The following is a 21,690-nucleotide window of genomic DNA, read 5'->3' on the forward strand; positions in this document are numbered from 1 at the left end:
CGTTTGAAAGAAAGTAAGCAAGGGCGCATGGCGGATGCCTTGGCTCTCGGAGGCGATGAAGGACGTGATAAGCTGCGATAAGCTTCGGGCAGGTGCAAATAACCTTTGATCCGAAGATTTCCGAATGGGACAACCCGTCATTCTGAAGGAATGACATCTTGCATAGCAAGAGGCTAACACAGGGAACTGAAACATCTTAGTACCTGTAGGAAAAGAAAATAATAATGATTCCCCTAGTAGTGGCGAGCGAACGGGGATTAGCCCAAACCAATGTTGTTACGGCAATATTGGGGTTGTAGGACCACGCTCTCGCAAGAAATTTAGTGAGAAGAACCCTTTGGAAAATGGGACCATAGACGGTGATAGTCCGGTATTCGAAGCTAAATGAAGCGTAGTGGTATCCTGAGTAGCGCGGGACACGAGGAATCTTGCGTGAATCTGCCGGGACCATCCGGTAAGGCTAAATACTCCCGAGAGACCGATAGCGAACCAGTACTGTGAAGGAAAGGTGAAAAGCACTTCGAATAGAAGAGTGAAATAGTCCCTGAAACCGTGCGCCTACAAGCGGTCGGAGCTGCTTCAGCAGTGACGGCGTGCCTTTTGCATAATGAACCTACGAGTTACTTTTTCCGGCAAGGTTAAGGATCTTGAGATCCGCAGCCGAAGCGAAAGCGAGTCTTAACAGGGCGATTAGTCGGAAGGAGTAGACGCGAAACCAAGTGATCTACCCTTGGTCAGGTTGAAGGTTAGGTAACACTAACTGGAGGACCGAACCGATAAGCGTTGAAAAGCTTCCGGATGAACTGAGGGTGGGGGTGAAAGGCTAATCAAACTTGGAGATAGCTCGTACTCCCCGAAATGCATTTAGGTGCAGCCTTGGGAATTACTACTGTGAGGTAGAGCGACTGATAAGATGCGAGGGCTTCACCGCCTATCAAGTCTTGATAAACTCCGAATGCGCAGTAGTTCGATCCCAGGAGTGAGGGCATGGGTGCTAAGGTCCATGTCCTAAAGGAGAAGAATCCGGACCATCAGCTAAGGTCCCGAAATAATTGCTAAGTTGAACTAACGAAGTCAGATTGCTAAGACAGCTAGGATGTTGGCTTGGAAGCAGCCATTCATTTAAAGAGTGCGTAACAGCTCACTAGTCGAGGAGTTTGGCGTGGATAATAATCGGGCATCAAGCAATTTACCGAAGCTATGGGATCAGTAATGATCGGTAGGGGAGCATTCCACTCTGCGTCGAAGGTGAAGCGTGAGCTTTGCTGGAGCGTGTGGAAAAGCAAATGTAGGTATAAGTAACGATAAAGGGGGTGAGAAACCCCCTCGCCGAAAGACTAAGGTTTCCTGATCAACGCTAATCGGATCAGGGTTAGTCGGGTCCTAAGGCTCAGCCGAACGGTGAGGCCGATGGCAGAACAGGTTAATATTCCTGTACTACCTTAAGGAGTGACGTGGAGACGGAGGAGTGACAGCGCCGCGGACTGACGGAATAGTCCGTTGAAGGGTGTAGATGTTGATTATCCCAGGCAAATCCAGGATAAGAGTCGAACCTGATAGTATACCAAATTCTTCGGAATAAGGTAATAGTGCGTGTAAGCATACTCCCAAGAAAATCCGCTAAACTTAATCTTTAAGGTACCCGTACCGCAAACGGACACACGTAGTCGGGTTGAATATACTAAGGCGCTTGAGTGATTCACGGTTAAGGAACTAGGCAAATTGACCCTGTAACTTCGGGATAAAGGGTCCCAACGAGAGTTGGGCGCAGAGAATAGGTCCAGGCAACTGTTTAACAAAAACACAGGGCTGTGCCAAATTGAAAGATTACGTATACAGCCTGACACCTGCCCGGTGCTGGAAGGTTAAGAGGAGATGTCATCGCAAGAGAAGCATTGAATTGAAGCCCCAGTAAACGGCGGCCGTAACTATAACGGTCCTAAGGTAGCGAAATTCCTTGTCGGGTAAGTTCCGACCTGCACGAATGGTGTAATGATCTGGACACTGTCTCAACCGTGAGCTCAGTGAAATTGTAGTATCGGTGAAGATGCCGATTACCCGCGATGGGACGAAAAGACCCCGTGAACCTTTACTATAGCTTAACATTGAATTTGGGTAATTGATGTGTAGGATAGGCCGGAGACTTTGAAGCAGGTACGCCAGTATTTGTGGAGTCGCTGTTGAAATACGGCCCTTTGATTATTTGAGTTCTAACTCGTAGATACGAGGACACTGTTTGGTGGGTAGTTTGACTGGGGTGGTCGCCTCCAAAAGTGTAACGGAGGCTTCTAAAGGTGCCCTCAGGACGATTGGTAACCGTCCGTAGAGTGTAATGGCATAAGGGCGCTTGACTGGGAGACAGACAAGTCGATCAGGTAGGAAACTAGAGCATAGTGATCCGGTGTTTCCGTATGGAAGGGACATCGCTCAAAGGATAAAAGGTACTCCGGGGATAACAGGCTGATCCCTCCCAAGAGCTCATATCGACGGAGGGGTTTGGCACCTCGATGTCGGCTCGTCACATCCTGGGGCTGGAGAAGGTCCCAAGGGTTGGGCTGTTCGCCCATTAAAGTGGCACGCGAGCTGGGTTCAGAACGTCGTGAGACAGTTCGGTCTCTATCTATCGTGGGCGTATGAAATTTGCGTGGCTCTGACACTAGTACGAGAGGACCGTGTTGGACTGACCGCTGGTTTACCAGTTGTGCCGCCAGGTGCATTGCTGGGTATCTAAGTCGGGATTGGATAAGTGCTGAAAGCATCTAAGTACGAAGCCAGCCACAAGATTAGATTTCTTAGGGTCGTCAAAGACGATGACGTTGATAGGATGCAGGTGTAAAGGTGGTAACATCAAAGCCGAGCATTACTAATTGCCCGTTCACTTTCTTTCGGACATGTACCGGTTGGGTATATACGTTTAGCTTGCTAGACACTGAAATTTTACTTTTCATCATGTCATAACCTTCTTCAGGTGGTTATAGCACGAGGGTTCCACCTCTTCCCATTCCGAACAGAGAAGTTAAGCCTCGTCACGCCGATGGTACTGCGTAACAGTGGGAGAGTAGGTAGCCGCCGTTTTTAAGAAGCCTCGCTTGTCTATTGGACGGGCGAGGCTTTCTGTTTTTTATTACTTTGGTATTTATATCGCCGTTTTTAACAGATACAAACCTCATAATACCTATTAAAAAAGTGAATATTTACTGATAATTTGTATGTTGTGAGGATATTTATTTGTATCTTTGTCGCCCGAATTGTAAGCTAACGATTTAAAAAAGAGAGAAGCTTTGGGAAAGTTTGATAAATACAAAATTGACTTGAAAGGAATGCAAACAGACTCTGCTAAGTATGAGTTTGTATTGGATAACCTTTACTTCGCTCACATTGATGGTCCTGAAGTTCAGAAAGGAAAGGTGAATGTTACATTGACCGTGAAAAGAACCTCTCGTGCTTTCGAGCTGAGTTTTCAGACTGAGGGAATGGTATCAGTACCATGTGACCGTTGTCTGGATGATATGGAGCTACCTATCAGTTCTTCTGATAAACTGATGGTAAAGTTTGGACATGAATATGCAGAAGAAGGTGACAACCTGATTGTGATTCCCGAGGAAGAAGGGGAAATCAACGTTGCATGGTTCATGTATGAGTTTGTTGCGCTCTCTGTACCCATGAAGCATGTACATGCTCCCGGTAAGTGCAATAAAGCGATGACTGGTAAATTGAACAAGCATTTGAAAACAAATGCGAATGAGGATAGCGATGATACTTTCGACACAGGTGGAGATGACATCGTAATTGAGGAAGAAGTGGAGGAACAAATTGATCCCCGCTGGAATGAATTAAAAAAAATATTAGATAATAATTAAAGTTTTAAGAAAATGGCACATCCTAAGAGAAGACAATCAAGTACGAGACAAGCGAAGAGAAGAACTCATGATAAGGCAGTAGCTCCTACATTGGCTATTTGTCCGAATTGCGGTGAATGGCACGTTTACCACACTGTATGTGGTGCTTGTGGCTATTACAGAGGCAAGCTCGCTATTGAGAAAGAAGCAGCTGTATAATTAGTACAGTTATACTGAAAACAGCCTGGGGGTGAAACTCTCCGGCTGCTTTAAGTATTATAGTATTGCTAATTTAAAATAGGTTTGATGGAAAAAATAAATGCAGTAATCACAGGAGTCGGCGGGTACGTACCCGATTATATCTTGACTAACGACGAGATATCAAAAATGGTGGATACCAACGACGAATGGATTATGACTCGTATCGGAGTAAAGGAAAGACATATTCTGAATGAGGAAGGATTAGGTAGTTCATACATGGCACGCAAAGCTGCCAAACAGTTGATGAAGAAGACTGGTGCTAATCCTGATGATATCGATTTGGTTGTTGTTGCTACCACTACTCCTGACTATCACTTCCCTTCTACAGCTTCTATTCTTTGTGATAAACTCGGACTAAAGAATGCTTTTGCCTTCGACTTGCAGGCTGCTTGTAGCGGATTCCTGTATTTGATGGAGACAGCTGCTAATTTCATCCGTTCGGGAAGATATAAGAAAATTATCATTGTCGGTGCCGATAAGATGTCGTCAATGGTTAACTATACAGATCGTGCTACATGCCCTATTTTCGGTGACGGTGCTGCTGCCTTTATGGTGGAGCCCACTACGGAAGATTACGGAATCATGGATTCGATACTGAGAACAGATGGCAAAGGTTTGCCTTTCCTCCACATGAAAGCTGGTGGTTCGGTTTGTCCTCCGTCTTATTTCACAGTAGACAATAAAATGCACTATCTGTTTCAGGAAGGAAGAACAGTATTTAAATATGCTGTATCCAACATGTCGGATGTCTCTGCTGCAATCGCAGAAAAGAATGGTCTGACGAAAGATAGTATCAACTGGATTGTTCCGCATCAGGCGAATGTCCGTATTATCGAGGCTGTGGCTCACCGTATGGATGTGCCAATGGATAAAGTGTTGGTAAATATTGAGCATTACGGTAACACGAGTGCCGCTACACTTCCTCTGTGTATCTGGGATTATGAAGATAAACTCAAGAAAGGCGATAACATCATTTTCACTGCATTCGGTGCCGGATTTACTTGGGGTGCAGTGTACGTGAAATGGGGTTATGATGGAAAGAAGGAATCGTAACGTAAGTTACTGAATTATAACACTCAAAAACGCATCCTATTTCGATTCGATGCGTTTTTTTGTCTCAACCAATAAAATAAAGAGAAATGCATAAAGCAGGTTTTGTAAACATCGTAGGAAATCCGAATGTCGGAAAGTCGACATTGATGAATGTCTTGGTGGGCGAACGTATTTCGATCGCTACCTTCAAAGCACAGACTACTCGTCACCGGATTATGGGAATCTATAATACGGATGAGATGCAGATTGTTTTTTCTGATACTCCGGGTGTGTTGAAGCCCAATTATAAGCTACAGGAGTCTATGCTGAATTTTTCTACTTCGGCATTGACGGATGCGGATATCTTGCTTTATGTAACGGACGTGGTGGAGACGCCGGATAAGAATAATGAGTTTATGGAAAAGGTGCGTCAGATGACGGTGCCTGTTCTCTTGCTCATCAATAAGATAGATCTTACAGATCAGGAAAAACTGGTAAAGCTGGTGGAAGAATGGAAAGAGTTGCTTCCCCAAGCCGAAATTATTCCGATTTCTGCTACATCAAAGTTCAATGTAGACTATGTGATGAAGCGGATCAAAGAACTGCTGCCCGATTCTCCTCCTTATTTTGGAAAGGATCAGTGGACGGATAAGCCTGCCCGTTTCTTCGTGAATGAGATTATCCGGGAAAAGATTCTGCTCTACTACGATAAAGAGATTCCCTATTCGGTGGAGGTTGTCGTGGAAGAGTTTAAGGAAGAACCGAAGAAGATTCATATTCGGGCGGTGATTAACGTGGAACGTGATTCGCAGAAAGGAATCATTATCGGTAAACAGGGAAAGGCGTTGAAGAAGGTGGCTACCGAGGCTCGCCGTGAACTGGAACGTTTCTTTGGAAAGACTATTTTCCTCGAAACGTATGTGAAAGTGGATAAGGATTGGCGTAGTTCGGATAAGGAACTCCGCAATTTTGGTTATCAGTTAGATTAAGAGTATTCATGAGACTGTGATAGTCGTGAAAAAACAAGGTATTGAACTATGGGTAATTTAGTTGCAATTGTAGGACGCCCGAATGTGGGCAAGTCTACCTTATTTAACCGTCTGACGAAGACTCGTCAGGCTATTGTGAATGAAGAAGCGGGTACAACCCGCGACAGACAATATGGCAAGTCTGAGTGGCTGGGCCGTGAATTCTCTGTGGTTGACACCGGTGGATGGGTGGTCAACTCGGATGATGTCTTTGAAGAGGAAATCCGTAAGCAGGTATTATTGGCTGTGGAAGAAGCGGATGTCATTCTGTTTGTAGTGGATGTGATGAATGGAGTGACTGACTTGGATATGCAGGTAGCTGCTATTCTGCGTCGCGCTAATAGTCCGGTGATTATGGTTGCCAATAAAACGGATAATCACGATTTGCAATATAACGCTCCCGAATTCTATAAACTGGGATTGGGCGATCCGTATTGCGTTTCTGCCATGACAGGAAGTGGTACGGGTGATTTGATGGACTTGATTGTCAGCAATTTCAAGAAAGAATCATCAGAAATCCTGGATGATGATATTCCCCGTTTTGCTGTGGTAGGGCGTCCGAACGCCGGAAAGTCTTCCATTGTAAATGCATTTATTGGGGAAGAACGTAATATCGTAACAGAGATTGCCGGAACTACCCGCGACTCTATCTATACTCGTTACAATAAATTCGGATTTGATTTTTACCTGGTGGATACAGCGGGTATCCGTAAGAAAAACAAGGTAAATGAAGACTTGGAATATTATTCAGTCGTTCGTTCGATTCGTTCTATCGAAGGTTCGGATGTTTGTATTCTGATGTTGGATGCTACAAGAGGTGTTGAGGGGCAGGACTTGAATATCTTCTCTCTGATTCAGAAGAATCAGAAAGGTCTGGTAGTTGTTATAAATAAGTGGGATTTGGTGGAAGATAAATCTGTGAAAGTACAGAAAGCGTTTGAGGAAGCTGTTCGCTCGCGTTTTGCTCCGTTTGTCGATTTCCCGATCATCTTTGCTTCTGCACTGACTAAGCAACGTATTCTGAAAGTGCTTGAAGAAGCACGTAGTGTGTATGAGAACCGGACGACAAAGATCCCGACCGCACGTTTGAATGAAGAAATGCTTCCGTTGATCGAGGCTTATCCGCCTCCTTCAAATAAAGGTAAGTATATCAAAATTAAATATATCACACAGTTGCCGAATACACAGGTGCCTTCATTTGTGTATTTCGCCAACTTACCGCAGTATGTGAAAGAGCCATATAAACGTTTCCTCGAAAATAAGATGCGTGAGAAATGGAATCTGACAGGTACTCCGGTTAATATTTATATTCGACAGAAATAAATAAAAAAGACACGGATTGTCTCAATTATATAGAATATATAGAGAGACAATCCGTGTCTTTTTATAAATATATCTCTGTGAGATCTTGTATTACTTTGTAGTAGACTTATTTTTCCAACTGGAAATCTTTTCGGCGTAACACGAAGCTGTTACTCAAGTATTTTTCACGTACAATCTGATTTTCCGATAATTCTTCCGGTGTTCCCTGGAAAAGGATCTTTCCTTCGAACAGCAGATAGGCGCGGTCTGTGATACTAAGCGTTTCTTGTACGTTGTGGTCGGTAATCAGGATTCCGATATTCTTGTCTTTCAGTTTCCATACAATTTGCTGGATATCTTCTACGGCAATCGGGTCGACACCGGCAAAAGGTTCGTCAAGCATGATGAATTTGGGGTCGATGGCAAGACAACGGGCAATCTCTGTACGGCGGCGCTCACCTCCCGACAACTGGTTACCTTTATTTTTGCGTACCTTTTGCAGACGGAACTCTGCAATCAGGCTTTCGAGTTTCTCTTTTTGATATTCTTTGGGCTTGTTGGTCATTTCCAGTACAGAGGCGATATTATCTTCCACGCTCATCTGGCGGAAAACGGAAGCTTCCTGTGCAAGGTAGCCGATTCCCGTTTGTGCGCGTTTGTAAACCGGATATTTGGTAATCTCCAGGTCATCGAGGAAAATACGTCCTTCATTAGGAGTAATCAGCCCTACAGTCATATAGAATGAAGTCGTCTTACCGGCACCGTTCGGTCCCAGCAAACCTACAATCTCACCTTGCTTCACATTGATGGAAACGTGGCTTACAACGGTTCGTTTACCGTACTTCTTAACCAGGTCTTCCGTGCGGAGCACCATCTTGCTTTCTTCCATATTCTAGTTATTTTGCGGCAAATGTAGTAAAAATAAGCTGAAATAATGTACATTTGCAGACAAATAGTGTGAGTTATGATAAAAGCATTGAGAACCGTCGGGAGATATTTCATGCTGATGGGTCGGACTTTTTCCCGCCCCGAACGTATGCGTATGTTCTTCCGGCAATACCTTAACGAGTTGGAGCAGCTAGGTGTGAACTCCATCGGTATTGTGCTGTTGATTTCGTTTTTCATCGGCGCAGTGATTACCATCCAGATTAAGTTGAATATCGAAAGTCCATGGATGCCCCGCTGGACAGTGGGATATGTGACACGTGAAATTATGTTGCTGGAATTTTCTTCTTCCATCATGTGTTTGATTCTTGCCGGAAAAGTCGGGTCGAATATCGCTTCGGAATTAGGAACGATGCGGGTGACGCAACAGATTGATGCGCTCGAAATTATGGGTATCAATTCGGCGAACTACCTGATTTTGCCTAAGATTACGGCGATGGTGACTGTTATTCCTATTCTAGTGACGTTTAGTATCTTTGCCGGAATCATCGGTGCCTTTTGCACGTGTTGGTTTGCCGGGGTTATGAATGCTGTCGATCTCGAATATGGTTTGCAGTATATGTTTAACGAATGGTTTATCTGGGCGGGTATCATCAAATCCCTCTTTTTTGCGTTTATAATTGCAAGTGTGTCCGCTTTCTTCGGATACACGGTAGAGGGAGGTTCGATTGCTGTAGGAAAGGCTTCTACGGATGCCGTAGTATCCAGCAGTGTATTGATTCTGTTTTCAGACTTGATATTAACTAAACTTTTGATGGGATGATTGAGATTAAAGGACTTTATAAATCATTTGATGACAAGACAGTATTGAGTGATATTAATGCTGACTTTGCAAATGGAAAGACAAACTTGATTATCGGTCAGAGTGGTTCCGGTAAGACGGTGTTGATGAAATGTATTGTAGGATTGTTAACTCCGGAGAAAGGGGAAGTCTTGTATGACGGACGTAACCTTGTGCTGATGGGGAAGAAGGAGAAGAAGATGCTTCGCAAGGAAATGGGAATGATTTTCCAGAGTGCGGCTCTTTTTGACTCTATGACCGTATTTGATAATGTGATGTTTCCACTGAATATGTTTAGCAACGATATCTTGCGTGACCGGATTAAACGGGCGATGTTCTGTCTGGATCGTGTGAATCTGGGGGAAGCGAAAGATAAGTTTCCGGGAGAAATCAGTGGTGGTATGCAGAAGCGTGTGGCTATTGCGCGTGCGATTGCCTTGAATCCGCAATATCTGTTTTGCGATGAGCCGAACTCGGGGCTGGACCCGAAAACGTCATTGGTGATTGATGATCTGATTCATGATATTACGCAGGAATATAACATGACGACCATTATCAATACGCATGATATGAACTCTGTATTGGGAATTGGTGAGAAGGTGATTTATATTTATGAGGGACATAAAGAGTGGGAAGGTACGAAAGATGATATCTTTACTTCTACCAATGAGCGACTGAATAACTTTATCTTTGCTTCAGACTTGCTCCGTAAGGTGAAGGACGTCGAAATGCAAGGAATGGAAGGGTAATAAAAAAACTTCTGTCATCGGGTGACAGAAGTTTCTTTTTTTTCTTAGCTATGTTAGCGTCGGCAATTAAGCTCTAGGTCTAGCTTCTTTAACTACCATTGTACGGCCCATGTATTCAGCTCCGTTCAATTCAGCAATAGCTTTTGCAGCTGCAGCGTCGTCTTCCATTTCGATGAAAGCGAATCCTTTGGATTTACCGGTTTCACGGTCCATAACAACTTTAACTGATGATACTGCTCCGTAATCTTCCATCACTTGTTGCAGATCTCCTTCCTTAACACGGTAGTTAAGGTTTCCAACATAAATGTTCATAATGAAAATGATAAAAAATAAATAAATGAATAAAACTCTCTGGATAGATGGTTACTAATAAAAAGATTAAAACGACAGAGAGTTTACAAATGCGTTTTGGTAACGGAAGTAAAAACCTTGTAATCAAATCGAGAAACTAATGGTCCATCAATCCGCAACAAAGAAAAGAATAATTTTTGGATTAACCATCTTTTTGGAAAGTTAATTTGCGGATTATCAGAAAAAAAGTAGGCCGGGGGAACCTGGCGGGGTGGGTGTTGATGGTGATTTTATCTTGTTTATAGATGGAATATCAGTGAAATATCGATAAAAGATGTGTGAAAGATGGGTGGCGTTGCTGAAATAAATCTGCAATGTCTTTTGAAATTTGAAAGATTAGCACTAATTTTGCACCCTCTTTGAGTATAGAACAAAGTATAAATCAAATAAATAATTGTCAGAATGAACGTTTCATTACAAAACATTGACAAAGTAAGCGCAGAGCTTACTGTAAAGCTTGAGAAAGCCGATTATCAGGAGAAAGTAGACAAAGAGTTGAAGTCACTCCGTCAGAAGGCACAGATTCCGGGATTCCGTAAAGGTATGGTTCCGACAAGTCTTATTAAAAAGATGTATGGTAAGTCGGTAATTGCAGAGGTTGTGAATAAGGCACTGCAAGAAGCTGTTTACAATTATATTAAAGAAAATAAGGTGAATATGTTGGGCGAGCCGTTGCCTAACGAAGAAAAGCAACAGAATATTGATTTCGATACAATGGAAGAATTCGATTTCGTATTCGACATTGCTTTGGCACCTGAATTTAAAGCAGAAGTAAGTGCTAAAGATAAAGTAGATTATTATACTATCGAAGTTTCTGACGAAATGATCGACAACCAGGTGAAGATGTATACTCAACGCACTGGCAAGTATGATAAGGTAGACGCTTACGAAGATAATGATATGCTGAAAGGTCTGCTGGCACAGTTGGACGAAGAAGGCAACACAAAAGAAGGTGGTATCCAGGTAGAAGCTGCAGTATTGATGCCTGCTTACATGAAGAACGACGATCAGAAAGCTATTTTTGCTAATGCAAAAGTAAATGATGTATTGGTGTTCAATCCGAATGTGGCTTATGACGGACATGCTGCTGAACTGGGTTCTTTGTTGAAGATTGACAAGGAAATTGCAAAAGACGTGAAGTCTGATTTCAGCTTCCAGGTAGAAGAAATCACTCGTTTTGTTCCGGGTGAATTGACTCAGGAAGTATTCGACCAGGCATTCGGCGAAGGTGTTGTGAAGACTGAAGAAGAATTCCGCGCTAAGATTAAAGAAGAAATCGCAGCTAGATTTGTGGCTGACAGCGATTATAAATTCCTGATCGACATTCGCAAGGTGATGATGGAAAAAGTAGGTAAACTGGAATTCTCTGATGCCCTGCTGAAACGTATCATGTTGCTGAACAACGAAGAAAAGGGAGAAGAATATGTTGCTGAAAACTATGATAAGAGCATCGAGGAACTGACTTGGCACCTGATTAAGGAACAGTTGGTTGAAGCAAACGATATCAAAGTAGAACAGGAAGATGTTCTGAAGATGGCTAGAGAAACAACAAAGGCACAGTTTGCTCAATACGGTATGTTGTCTATTCCTGACGATGTGCTTGACAACTATGCACAGGAAATGTTGAAGAAGAAAGAAACTATCAATAATTTGGTAAGTCGTGTGGTAGAAGTGAAACTTGCTGCTGCTCTGAAAGCACAGGTTACTTTGGAAAACAAGAACGTTTCGATCGAAGAATTCAATAAAATGTTTGAGTAATCATTCGGTTGAATAAAATATAAAGTCACAGAAACACAGAGTTTTTATAAAATTATAACTCTGTGTTTTTTTGTGTCTCTGTATTCTTTTTCGTTTCTTTGTACTTACGTTTATTTTTAATTTATAAGAAAGGAACAATTAACATGGATGATTTTAGAAAATACGCAACCAAGCATTTAGGAATGAATGGCATGGTATTGGATGATGTGATTAAGTCGCAGGCCGGGTATTTGAATCCCTATATTCTGGAAGAAAGACAGTTGAACGTAACTCAACTCGACGTTTTCTCCCGTTTGATGATGGACCGCATCATTTTCCTTGGTACACAAGTTGATGACTATACAGCTAATACGCTCCAGGCACAGTTGTTGTATCTGGATTCTGTGGATCCGGGTAAGGATATCTCTATCTATATCAACTCTCCGGGCGGAAGTGTATATGCCGGACTGGGCATTTATGATACGATGCAGTTTATTTCAAGCGATGTTGCTACCATCTGTACAGGTATGGCAGCTTCAATGGCAGCCGTATTGCTGGTTGCCGGTGCTGAAGGCAAACGTTCTGCATTGCCTCACTCACGTGTGATGATTCATCAGCCGATGGGTGGTGCGCAGGGACAAGCATCGGACATTGAAATCACAGCTCGTGAGATTCAGAAATTGAAGAAAGAACTTTATACGATTATCGCCGATCATTCGCATACTGATTTCGATAAAGTATGGGCGGACTCTGACCGTGACTACTGGATGACAGCTCAGGAAGCGAAAGAGTACGGTATGATTGATGAGGTATTGATTAAGAAATAAAAATGGCTGATTCAAAAACAAAGAAAAGGTGTAGCTTCTGTGGACGGTCGGAGAATGAAGTCGGATTCCTGATTACGGGAATGAACGGTTACATCTGCGACAGCTGTGCTACCCAGGCTTATGAGATCACTCAGGAAGCATTGGGAGAAGGCAAGAAAAGTGCAGGAGCTACCAAGCTCAACTTAAAAGAACTGCCCAAACCGGTAGAAATCAAGAAATTCCTCGACCAGTATGTGATCGGGCAGGATGATGCAAAACGCTTCCTTTCCGTATCGGTCTATAACCATTATAAACGTTTGTTGCAAAAAGACAGCGGTGATGATGTGGAGATTGAAAAGTCGAACATTATTATGGTGGGTAGTACCGGAACCGGGAAAACGTTGCTCGCACGCACGATTGCTAAGTTACTGCACGTGCCGTTTACTATTGTAGACGCTACAGTGCTGACGGAGGCCGGTTATGTGGGCGAAGATATCGAAAGTATTTTAACCCGTTTGCTTCAGGTGGCAGATTATAATGTACCTGAAGCTGAACAGGGTATCGTGTTTATCGACGAGATCGACAAAATTGCCCGTAAAGGAGATAATCCTTCCATCACTCGCGACGTGAGCGGTGAAGGCGTACAGCAGGGATTACTGAAATTGCTCGAAGGCTCTGTGGTGAACGTACCTCCCCAGGGAGGCCGTAAGCATCCGGACCAGAAGATGATTCCGGTAAATACCAAGAATATTCTCTTTATCTGCGGCGGTGCGTTCGACGGTATCGAGAAGAAGATCGCCCAACGGTTGAACACCCATGTCGTAGGTTATACGGCATCGCAGAAAACAGCGACGGTAGACAAGAATAACATGATGCAGTACATCGCTCCACAGGATTTGAAGTCATTCGGACTGATTCCCGAAATTATCGGACGTCTTCCGGTATTGACTTATTTGAATCCGCTGGACCGGGATGCGCTTCGTGCGATCCTTACCGAACCGAAAAACTCAATCATCAAACAGTACATCAAACTGTTTGAAATGGATGGTATCAAGCTGACATTTGAAGATGATGTCTTCGAATATATCGTCGACAAGGCGGTAGAATATAAGCTAGGTGCCCGCGGATTGCGCTCTATTGTGGAAACAATTATGATGGATGTCATGTTTGAAATCCCTTCAGAGAACAAAAAAGAGTATAAGGTGACGCTGGATTATGCAAAGATGCAACTGGAAAAAGCGAATATGGCACGACTACAAACCGCTTAAAATCAAAGAGTAAGGCTACAGAAAATGATCGTAACTGTATTTTCTTGAAAATATTAGTCGCATTTTGCTTGGTAATTACGAAGTTGTTTATAACTTTGTTTGGCTCTCTTGAAGAAGAGAACATACTTAAAGTTAAACCATGAACTGAATAAAACAACCTTAGTTAAGATGGCAGGGAAGATTAATTTAACAGATGAACTGAAAAAGTATTTCGGATTTAATAAGTTCAAGGGAAACCAGGAAGCGATCATTAATAACTTGCTCGATGGTAAAGATACCTTTGTACTGATGCCTACCGGTGGCGGGAAATCTTTATGCTATCAGCTACCTTCGGTCTTGATGGAAGGTACGGCAATCGTAATTTCTCCGCTCATTGCGTTGATGAAGAATCAAGTGGATGCAATGCGCAATTTCAGTGAAGAAGATGGCGTCGCCCATTTTATCAATTCTTCATTAAATAAAGGCGCGATAGACCAAGTGAGGTCGGACATCCTTGCCGGAAAGACAAAATTGCTATATGTAGCGCCGGAGTCGCTGACAAAAGAAGAAAACGTAGAGTTTTTGCGTTCGGTAAAGATTTCGTTCTATGCAGTGGATGAAGCTCACTGTATTTCTGAATGGGGCCATGACTTTCGACCGGAATACCGGCGGATTCGCCCTATTATCAATGAAATAGGTAAAGCTCCGTTGATTGCGCTTACCGCAACGGCGACACCGAAGGTGCAGCATGATATCCAGAAAAATCTGGGAATGGTAGATGCCCAAGTCTTCAAATCTTCGTTCAACCGTCCGAACCTTTATTATGAGGTACGTGCGAAGACCGCTAATATTGACAGGGATATTATCAAGTTTATCAAAAACAATCCGGAGAAATCGGGCATTATCTATTGCCTTAGCCGGAAAAAAGTGGAGGAACTTGCTGAAATCCTGCAGGCAAACGGTATCAATGCGCGTCCTTATCATGCTGGAATGGATTCGTTGACCAGGACCAAGAATCAGGATGATTTCCTGATGGAAAAAGTGGACGTTATTGTAGCGACTATCGCTTTTGGTATGGGAATTGACAAACCGGATGTGAGGTTCGTGATTCACTACGATATTCCAAAGAGTCTGGAAGGGTATTACCAGGAGACCGGGCGCGCCGGTAGAGATGGCGGTGAAGGTCAGTGCATAACCTTTTATACAAACAAAGACTTGCAGAAACTGGAAAAGTTCATGCAAGGAAAACCTGTGGCAGAGCAGGAAATTGGCAAGCAGCTTCTGTTGGAAACCGCTGCTTATGCCGAATCTTCCGTATGCCGACGCAAGACGTTGCTGCATTATTTCGGTGAAGAATATACGGAAGAAAATTGTGGAAATTGTGACAACTGTTTAAACCCTAAAAAACAAGTGGAGGCTCAAGAGTTATTGTGTGCCGTGATTGAAGCGATTATCGCGGTGAAAGAAAATTTTAAGGCAGATTATATTATAGACATACTACAAGGTAAAGAAACTTCCGAAGTACAGGCGCATTTGCATGAAGACCTCGAAGTCTTCGGCTCCGGTATGGGTGAAGAGGATAAGACATGGAACGCAGTGATTCGTCAGGCGCTGATTGCAGGTTACTTGAGCAAAGATGTGGAGCATTACGGACTCCTGAAAGTGACGGAGGAAGGACACAAGTTCCTGAAGAGACCGAAGTCATTCAAGATTACCGAGGACAACGATTTCGAAGAGACGGAAGAAGAAGTTCCGGCACGCGGCGGTGGCTCCTGTGCAGTAGACCCGGCTCTTTATTCCATGTTGAAGGACTTGCGGAAGAAACTCTCGAAGAAACTGGAAGTACCGCCTTATGTGATCTTCCAGGACCCGTCTTTGGAAGCAATGGCTACCATTTATCCGGTGACATTGGACGAGTTGCAGAATATACCGGGCGTAGGAGCTGGAAAAGCAAAACGTTACGGTGAAGAGTTCTGTAAATTAATCAAACGCCACTGTGAAGAGAATGAAATAGAACGTCCTGAAGACTTGCGGGTACGTACGGTTGCCAATAAATCAAAGATGAAGGTAGCTATCATTCAGGCAATTGACCGTAAAGTGGCGTTAGATGATATCGCTCTTTCCAAAGGGATTGAATTTGGTGAACTGCTGGACGAGGTAGAAGCGATCGTTTATTCGGGAACCAAACTGAATATAGATTACTTCCTGGAAGAAATCATGGATGAAGATCATTTGCTTGATATCTACGATTATTTCAAGGAATCTACCACTGATAAGATTGATGATGCGCTTGACGAATTAGGCGATGACTTCACGGAAGAGGAAGTTCGTTTGGTACGTATTAAGTTCATCTCTGAAATGGCTAATTAAAAAAGCGAAAAAAATAGGCGTGCAGGTATGCGGTTTTGAATAAAAACCGTATGTTTAGATTGGGTACTGTTTGTCAGTAACTTACAAAGTTAGTTCCTCAAATTTGTACTTATCTTGCCTTGTTTGAACGACACAAAGATAGGATTAATTATGTATAAGGCATAATTTTGAGATTAGAATTTTAGTCTGCATTTAGATGTGACAATTCATATTTAGATAAAAAGCCAGCTATCATCTCGATAACTGGCTTTTAATTTTTAATCATTTATTTGCTTAGTATATCTTCATAATACTCGGCAAAGTTCTCTGCATAATTCTTAGCTTCGGGACTTCCTTTAGTTTATGTACATCTTTATCCATTATTCTGCTTATACGCTATCTACCACCTTGACATTTTCTTCCAATACAAACACATACCTCAATAATCCAGAATGTATCTTTTACATTAGATTGGACAGATTCTTATCAGTACCTTTGCTGTAGATAAATCAATTACCAACCTATTTATTTCCACACAAATATGCAAGTAGCACCAAAGAAGACTAACACAATTCATTATTTACCACAAGAGATTAGAGAAACTAGATTAACAGAGGTTACATACCTACCTATTACAAGGGAAATGTTAGAACAACTATTCTCAAATTCAGCTAAGAAGAATAAACATAACTTAGTTAAGAAGAGAAGAAGATGAACTAAAAAGGCGACATATGATAGATAGTTCAAATGCCGCCTTCTTGTATAATAGATAATTAGTTGAATCAGTTTTTAAGGGTGCAATTAATTTGTCCCCTTTTTATTCGTTCATATATTAATGCATCTATTAAATCTAAGTTTTTTGATAAAAAGATATTATTCATATAATTAATAATTATTATATTTGTAATTGAATTAGTAAAACAGAAGCGTTATGCTACCTTGTTGCAAAATGTGGGAAATTATTCAAAGGGGCAAAGATAGCATTACAGTTTCACGCTTCGATGTATTGTATTGATGTTCTTGTAGAAACTGAAGAACGGAAAATTTTGATAATATGAAAAAACTACTATCAATTACAATGTTGCTCATATCTTCAATAGTGATTTATGCGCAAGAAGACGTTACTAAATTTCTAGGTATTCCTGTGGATGGGAGTAAATCTGAAATGATTCAGAAATTAAAAGCTAAAGGTTATACAAGCAGTCAACACAATAAGGATATTCTAGTTGGTGAGTTTAATGGTACGGATGTCAATATACATATTGCCACAAACAACAATAAGGTTTGTCGAATAATGGTTTGCGATGCTAATAACATTGATGAAAGGTCTATTCAAATAAGGTTCAATAAACTTTGTGAGCAGTTTAAAAATAATTCTAAGTATCTTTCATTGGAGGAGAATCAGACTATATCCGAAGATGAAGATATTTCTTATGAAATGACTGTGCATAAGAAACGTTATGAAGCTATTTTTTATCAAAAAACAGATACTATTGCTGTTGCGAAAATGTTAATGTCAGCTCTATCGCCTAAATATACAACCGAGCAGCTTGCAAATCCAACAGAAGAATTACAATCAGAAATGGTTAAACTTTCCATAGAGTATTTAATGAAGAGACCTGTTTGGTTTATGATTTCTGATTTTCAAGGAAAATATTACATAACAATGTACTATGATAATGAATACAATAGGGCAAATGGTGAAGATTTATAATTAGATTATGAAAAAGGTATTAATATTTATTGCAGGCATTGTTACAGGTGCTATTTTAATGCTTGTTATTGCTGCACTTATTGGAAATTCGTCAAATGGAGAATCTTCAAATAATGGAATGACATTCTTTGAAAAAGAAGGGGATTGCATTAGTGAAAATAATTTTGAGGTCTTTCAGGTTCTTGATTCAGGTGACGCTTTAGCTAATGAAATTGACGAACTCTCAATATCAACAGGACTAATGGTTTTATTTTTGTGTGATGAAGGGAAATCGTATTATGACGACCAAGTTATCAAAGTTCCTGAAGGAAAATGTGCAAAGCAGATTGGGACATTCAAATACTCAACAAAGGCAGGTTTTGATAAGACTGTTCCTATTGTAAGCATACTCAATAAATAGGATAAAAAAATAAAGCGTGTATGAGGGGCATTAATTTGCACCCTTCTGTAAAAAAAAGCAGCAAATGAATGTTACTTCAAATGCTGCCTTTCTTCTTTTTGATTATATGTTATTGTTTACCTTCCCCATTTAGGATTTGTTCTTTGGTAGGATTATAGCCATTAGAATATGTTAAAAAAGTACCTTGATATGAAGTTAATGCTTGCTTTAAAGGAGTGAAATCTTTTAACTTGTAACACCCTTTTATTTTGAATTCACTACCTTCTACAGTTTCTAAATTTGTTAACGCACTAATATCAGATAATCCCCAAAAACTATCTTCAATTTCAATAGTGAAATCACCTTTTATTTGTCTCAAATTCTCCAATCCTGCAAAAGATGTAAACTTGGAAAAATCACCATAGTTAATACTCATTCGAAAACCACCAATGGATGATAAATTGTTGAAGCCTTGAAAGGATTGTATATTGCTAAAACTGGTATAAGTGCTAACACTACCAGCAGAACTCACACCTGTTCCCCATATTAATCTTCCACCAATTGTAGTCAAACTTTCGAATCCTGTGAAAGATTGCAAATTATTTCTTTCACTTCCACCAATATCAAATATCAAATCTCCTCCCACAAATGACAAATTTCTAAGAGGTTCAAAAGATTCTATACCAGAACAGTCGATTCTTAAATCCTTACCAACATAAGTAATCGCAGAAAGACCATTCAGAATTTCTTGTGCATTTATACTCCCAACTTTTGATGCCGCTACTCCAATATATAATTTTTCATCAATCCTTTTTAACTTGGGGGCATTGAGGATTGTATAGGATTTACATTCAAAACCTCCCAATTTTTCAAGATTTTCAAGAACAAGATTCATCCGATTTCTATTTCCCATATAGAAACCATTTCTCATATAGATATAACCATTTATCTGCTTTAGGGTAGGTAATTCAATTGTATTTAATTGAGCAATTTCGTACTCTGGAGCATATATTTCAAAGTTACCACCTATGCTTGCTAGATTAGTTAAATTGTTTAAAGAGGAAAGTTTCTTAAATGATATATACTTATCATTTCCTTCAGAAGAAATTTTAAAGTTCCCTCCAATAGTAGTTAATCTTTCCAACCCTTCAAATGATTCTAATTCGTTAAACGAAGTATAGTAATAAGGAGAATTTTGATATCGAAAATATCCTAATCCAATGAGTTGGAAATTGCCACCTATCTTCTTAAGATTTTCTAATCCTTTAAAGTCCTTTAGCTGTGAAAAATTACTATTTACAGTAGATTTTTCACCGTTATATGGTAATCTGTCTTTCATTATAAAATCTCCACCAATCTCTTCAAGATTATCTAGCCCATTAAAAGACTCTATTCTATTGAAATTATTCAGCGATTCAATCACAAAATCCCCTTGTATTTTTCTCAATTGATTCAGTCCATTAAAGTTCTCAATATCACAATTATTGAGTAGTAAGTCTCCATTAATTTGTGTAATTGAGTTTAAAACCTCTAAAGAGGTTATCATATCTTCTTTGTTATTATTAAAACAAAGAATATCAAGATTTCCATTTATTTGTTTATATCCTCTTTCCCCTATCTCTTGCAATTTCCGATTTCCCCGAATAGAAATATTTCCTTCATGAATGTATGATTCTTGTTCAACTGTAATAATTGATTCCGTTTCTTCATTTTCACTAATAATTTTTATTTCTCCAGTCCGCTTATCACCATTGTTTTCAGATATAAAGAAAGATAAGATATCTTCTCTAAAGCCTCTTGTTTGTGGTTGAGTTATCCATTCTTTTGCATCTCCAAGAATTTCCACTGTATAATTAGTATTGGTGGACAAGGAAACGGAGATTTCTCCACCTTTAGGATAAGTATGATATGTTTTGCTGCTAGGCGACAAGCTTGGTACACCTAATTGACTAATGAATACAGTGTCCGCTACATTACTCTGTGTATGTTTGATTGCAACTTTGGCAGAACGTTCATAAGTAGAGGTATTCTCATTTATTTTTAGATAGACTTTATGAGAAGTAAGACCTCTAGTTTGAGTAGTAGTTATATTCTCTATCCATTTACTTGCAGCACTGGGAATAGAAACATTAAAATCAATATTTGAGTTTACTTCAAATTCAATTGTATTTTCTTTTGAGTTTACTTCATATTCTTTCTTAGATATGATAATAGCATCCTTTTGCGCTTGTATAATTTTTAATGTATCTGCAAGTTTGACATTGCTCTTATCATAAAAAATGATTTCACTTTCACGACTATCATATTCTTCATTTGGACTGATTATATAATAAAGAGTGTGGCTGGACATTGATTTGGTTGAAGGTGCAATAGAAATCCAATCCACATTAGGCATTTTAACCTCAAAATTAAAATTGCTTTTTATGTCTACAGCAATAGTTTGCTCCTTATCACTTATAAAGTATTCATTTTTAGTCAACATGACAACTCCACCACTAGCTTGGTAGACGTGTACAGTCTCTGTTAGCTCACCATTTGTAATATAAATTACTCCTTCTCGTTTTTCATATTCTTCATTGGGAGATATATCAAAGGTTAACGTGCTACTTGATAAAGCTCTAGTATTACTACCTACTTGTTTTATCCACTTTTTGTCTGTTTCATTTATTGTAACAGTATAGTTGACATTGGTTTTTACCTCCAAATTAATCTTGCCACCTTTATTGTCTAACTCATATTTGTTCGCAGTCAGCAATATAGCATCCTTTTGCTTTTGAGTTACAACAATTGTTTTCTTTATATTTCCAACAGTGAGAGTTATGGTAACATTTCTATCATCATATCCTTTATTCTCAACTATATTCACAGTAAACCCACCTTCTCCTGCTTTGCCATTTGCAGGAGTAACAGTGCACCATGTCTCTCCTCCAATTGTATTAGCTACAGAAACGTTCCAGTCTCCATTACAAGTAAATTCTATATTTTCACTTCCAGATTGTGAAGTAAAAGTTAGCCCATTATCGAAATATCTTTGAGAATTTCCCAAAGGGGTAATAGTAATGACTTCATCATTTTTCTTATTGCTATCATCGTTACTACAAGCGATGATACTCATACATGAGATAATGCTCAATAAGGTTATTGGTAAAAAATGTAATGCTTTCATAATC

16 protein-coding genes and 2 rRNA genes are annotated in these 21,690 nt (G+C 40.5%); 15 read left to right on the plus strand and 3 right to left on the minus strand.

The genetic code is table 11. The features are described from left to right. The first annotated feature begins 7 nt into the window (after nt 1-7). The 7 genes from KSX81_RS15590 to der all read left to right on the plus strand — a co-directional run bounded on the left by KSX81_RS15590 (nt 8) and on the right by der (nt 7,483). Nucleotides 8-2,887, plus strand: a 23S ribosomal RNA gene (locus KSX81_RS15590). 77 nt (nt 2,888-2,964) lie between these two features. Then, a 5S ribosomal RNA gene (rrf, locus tag KSX81_RS15595) occupies nt 2,965-3,075 on the plus strand. A 206-nt stretch (nt 3,076-3,281) separates the two neighbouring features. Next, nucleotides 3,282-3,860, plus strand: coding sequence for a YceD family protein (locus tag KSX81_RS15600; RefSeq protein ID WP_004297143.1), 579 nt, complete (start codon nt 3,282-3,284; stop codon nt 3,858-3,860). 12 nt (nt 3,861-3,872) lie between these two features. Continuing rightward, nucleotides 3,873-4,058, plus strand: coding sequence for a 50S ribosomal protein L32 (gene rpmF, locus KSX81_RS15605; protein ID WP_004296852.1), 186 nt, complete (start codon nt 3,873-3,875; stop codon nt 4,056-4,058). Between the two features lie 87 nt (nt 4,059-4,145). Beyond that, a complete protein-coding gene (locus tag KSX81_RS15610; protein WP_004297146.1) occupies nt 4,146-5,153 on the plus strand; it encodes a beta-ketoacyl-ACP synthase III in 1,008 nt (335 codons plus the stop codon). A gap of 86 nt (nt 5,154-5,239) precedes the next feature. Then, nucleotides 5,240-6,121 (plus strand): GTPase Era, encoded by an 882-nt coding sequence (gene era / locus KSX81_RS15615; protein WP_004297147.1) that lies wholly within the window; start codon nt 5,240-5,242, stop codon nt 6,119-6,121. Nucleotides 6,122-6,169: 48 nt separating this feature from the next. Next, on the plus strand, nt 6,170-7,483 hold the full coding sequence (gene der / locus KSX81_RS15620) for a ribosome biogenesis GTPase Der (RefSeq protein WP_004297149.1): 1,314 nt from the start codon (nt 6,170-6,172) through the stop codon (nt 7,481-7,483). Between the two features lie 106 nt (nt 7,484-7,589). Here der and lptB read toward each other — a convergent pair whose 3' ends face one another. After that, nucleotides 7,590-8,351, minus strand: a complete 762-nt coding sequence (lptB, locus tag KSX81_RS15625) for an LPS export ABC transporter ATP-binding protein (RefSeq protein WP_004297152.1) — start codon at nt 8,349-8,351, stop codon at nt 7,590-7,592. A 75-nt stretch (nt 8,352-8,426) separates the two neighbouring features. Between lptB and KSX81_RS15630 the strand changes: the two genes are divergently transcribed. After that, complete coding sequence (locus KSX81_RS15630; RefSeq protein WP_004297154.1) at nt 8,427-9,170, plus strand: MlaE family ABC transporter permease; 744 nt, start codon at nt 8,427-8,429, stop codon at nt 9,168-9,170. Beyond that, on the plus strand, nt 9,167-9,937 hold the full coding sequence (locus KSX81_RS15635; protein WP_004297155.1) for an ABC transporter ATP-binding protein: 771 nt from the start codon (nt 9,167-9,169) through the stop codon (nt 9,935-9,937). The genes KSX81_RS15630 and KSX81_RS15635 overlap by 4 nt, the downstream gene beginning before the upstream one ends. A gap of 66 nt (nt 9,938-10,003) precedes the next feature. Here KSX81_RS15635 and KSX81_RS15640 read toward each other — a convergent pair whose 3' ends face one another. Further along, complete coding sequence (locus tag KSX81_RS15640) at nt 10,004-10,249, minus strand: RNA recognition motif domain-containing protein (RefSeq protein ID WP_004297160.1); 246 nt, start codon at nt 10,247-10,249, stop codon at nt 10,004-10,006. A gap of 441 nt (nt 10,250-10,690) precedes the next feature. Here KSX81_RS15640 and tig point away from each other — a divergent pair, with 441 nt between their 5' ends. The 6 genes from tig (at nt 10,691) to KSX81_RS15670 (ending at nt 18,541) form a co-directional block, all read left to right on the plus strand. Next, nucleotides 10,691-12,046 carry a trigger factor gene (tig, locus tag KSX81_RS15645; RefSeq protein WP_004297162.1) on the plus strand — a complete coding sequence of 452 codons (1,356 nt, stop codon included), beginning with the start codon at nt 10,691-10,693 and terminating at the stop codon, nt 12,044-12,046. Between the two features lie 143 nt (nt 12,047-12,189). Then, entirely contained in the window at nt 12,190-12,852 is a 663-nt protein-coding gene (gene clpP / locus KSX81_RS15650) for an ATP-dependent Clp endopeptidase proteolytic subunit ClpP (RefSeq protein ID WP_004297164.1), read from the plus strand. A 2-nt stretch (nt 12,853-12,854) separates the two neighbouring features. Beyond that, complete coding sequence (gene clpX, locus KSX81_RS15655) at nt 12,855-14,099, plus strand: ATP-dependent Clp protease ATP-binding subunit ClpX (protein WP_004297166.1); 1,245 nt, start codon at nt 12,855-12,857, stop codon at nt 14,097-14,099. Between the two features lie 168 nt (nt 14,100-14,267). Then, nucleotides 14,268-16,448: a DNA helicase RecQ gene (recQ, locus tag KSX81_RS15660; RefSeq protein ID WP_004305598.1), complete on the plus strand. Its 2,181-nt coding sequence runs from the start codon at nt 14,268-14,270 to the stop codon at nt 16,446-16,448. A gap of 1,033 nt (nt 16,449-17,481) precedes the next feature. Next, entirely contained in the window at nt 17,482-18,141 is a 660-nt protein-coding gene (locus tag KSX81_RS15665) for a hypothetical protein (RefSeq protein ID WP_010536482.1), read from the plus strand. 7 nt (nt 18,142-18,148) lie between these two features. Continuing rightward, the gene (locus KSX81_RS15670) at nt 18,149-18,541 is read left to right on the plus strand and encodes a hypothetical protein (protein WP_010536483.1); all 393 of its coding nucleotides are present in this window, start codon (nt 18,149-18,151) and stop codon (nt 18,539-18,541) included. 109 nt (nt 18,542-18,650) lie between these two features. Here KSX81_RS15670 and KSX81_RS15675 read toward each other — a convergent pair whose 3' ends face one another. Beyond that, nucleotides 18,651-21,686: a BACON domain-containing protein gene (locus tag KSX81_RS15675; protein WP_004321165.1), complete on the minus strand. Its 3,036-nt coding sequence runs from the start codon at nt 21,684-21,686 to the stop codon at nt 18,651-18,653. Between the last annotated feature and the right edge of the window lie 4 nt (nt 21,687-21,690).

It is taken from the genome of Bacteroides sp. MSK.18.37, assembly GCF_019129155.2.
GTDB classification, from domain to species: domain Bacteria; phylum Bacteroidota; class Bacteroidia; order Bacteroidales; family Bacteroidaceae; genus Bacteroides; species Bacteroides ovatus.

Bases quoted from the DNA above. Each gene is read 5' to 3' on its own strand.
- rpmF (WP_004296852.1), top strand. From the start codon at position 3,873: ATGGCACATCCTAAGAGAAGACAATCAAGTACGAGACAAGCGAAGAGA.
- KSX81_RS15610 (WP_004297146.1), top strand. From the start codon at position 4,146: ATGGAAAAAATAAATGCAGTAATCACAGGAGTCGGCGGGTACGTACCC.
- era (WP_004297147.1), top strand. From the start codon at position 5,240: ATGCATAAAGCAGGTTTTGTAAACATCGTAGGAAATCCGAATGTCGGA.
- der (WP_004297149.1), top strand. From the start codon at position 6,170: ATGGGTAATTTAGTTGCAATTGTAGGACGCCCGAATGTGGGCAAGTCT.
- lptB (WP_004297152.1), bottom strand. From the start codon at position 8,351: ATGGAAGAAAGCAAGATGGTGCTCCGCACGGAAGACCTGGTTAAGAAG.
- KSX81_RS15630 (WP_004297154.1), top strand. From the start codon at position 8,427: ATGATAAAAGCATTGAGAACCGTCGGGAGATATTTCATGCTGATGGGT.
- KSX81_RS15635 (WP_004297155.1), top strand. From the start codon at position 9,167: ATGATTGAGATTAAAGGACTTTATAAATCATTTGATGACAAGACAGTA.
- KSX81_RS15640 (WP_004297160.1), bottom strand. From the start codon at position 10,249: ATGAACATTTATGTTGGAAACCTTAACTACCGTGTTAAGGAAGGAGAT.
- tig (WP_004297162.1), top strand. From the start codon at position 10,691: ATGAACGTTTCATTACAAAACATTGACAAAGTAAGCGCAGAGCTTACT.
- clpP (WP_004297164.1), top strand. From the start codon at position 12,190: ATGGATGATTTTAGAAAATACGCAACCAAGCATTTAGGAATGAATGGC.
- clpX (WP_004297166.1), top strand. From the start codon at position 12,855: ATGGCTGATTCAAAAACAAAGAAAAGGTGTAGCTTCTGTGGACGGTCG.
- recQ (WP_004305598.1), top strand. From the start codon at position 14,268: ATGGCAGGGAAGATTAATTTAACAGATGAACTGAAAAAGTATTTCGGA.
- KSX81_RS15665 (WP_010536482.1), top strand. From the start codon at position 17,482: ATGAAAAAACTACTATCAATTACAATGTTGCTCATATCTTCAATAGTG.
- KSX81_RS15670 (WP_010536483.1), top strand. From the start codon at position 18,149: ATGAAAAAGGTATTAATATTTATTGCAGGCATTGTTACAGGTGCTATT.
- KSX81_RS15675 (WP_004321165.1), bottom strand. From the start codon at position 21,686: ATGAAAGCATTACATTTTTTACCAATAACCTTATTGAGCATTATCTCA.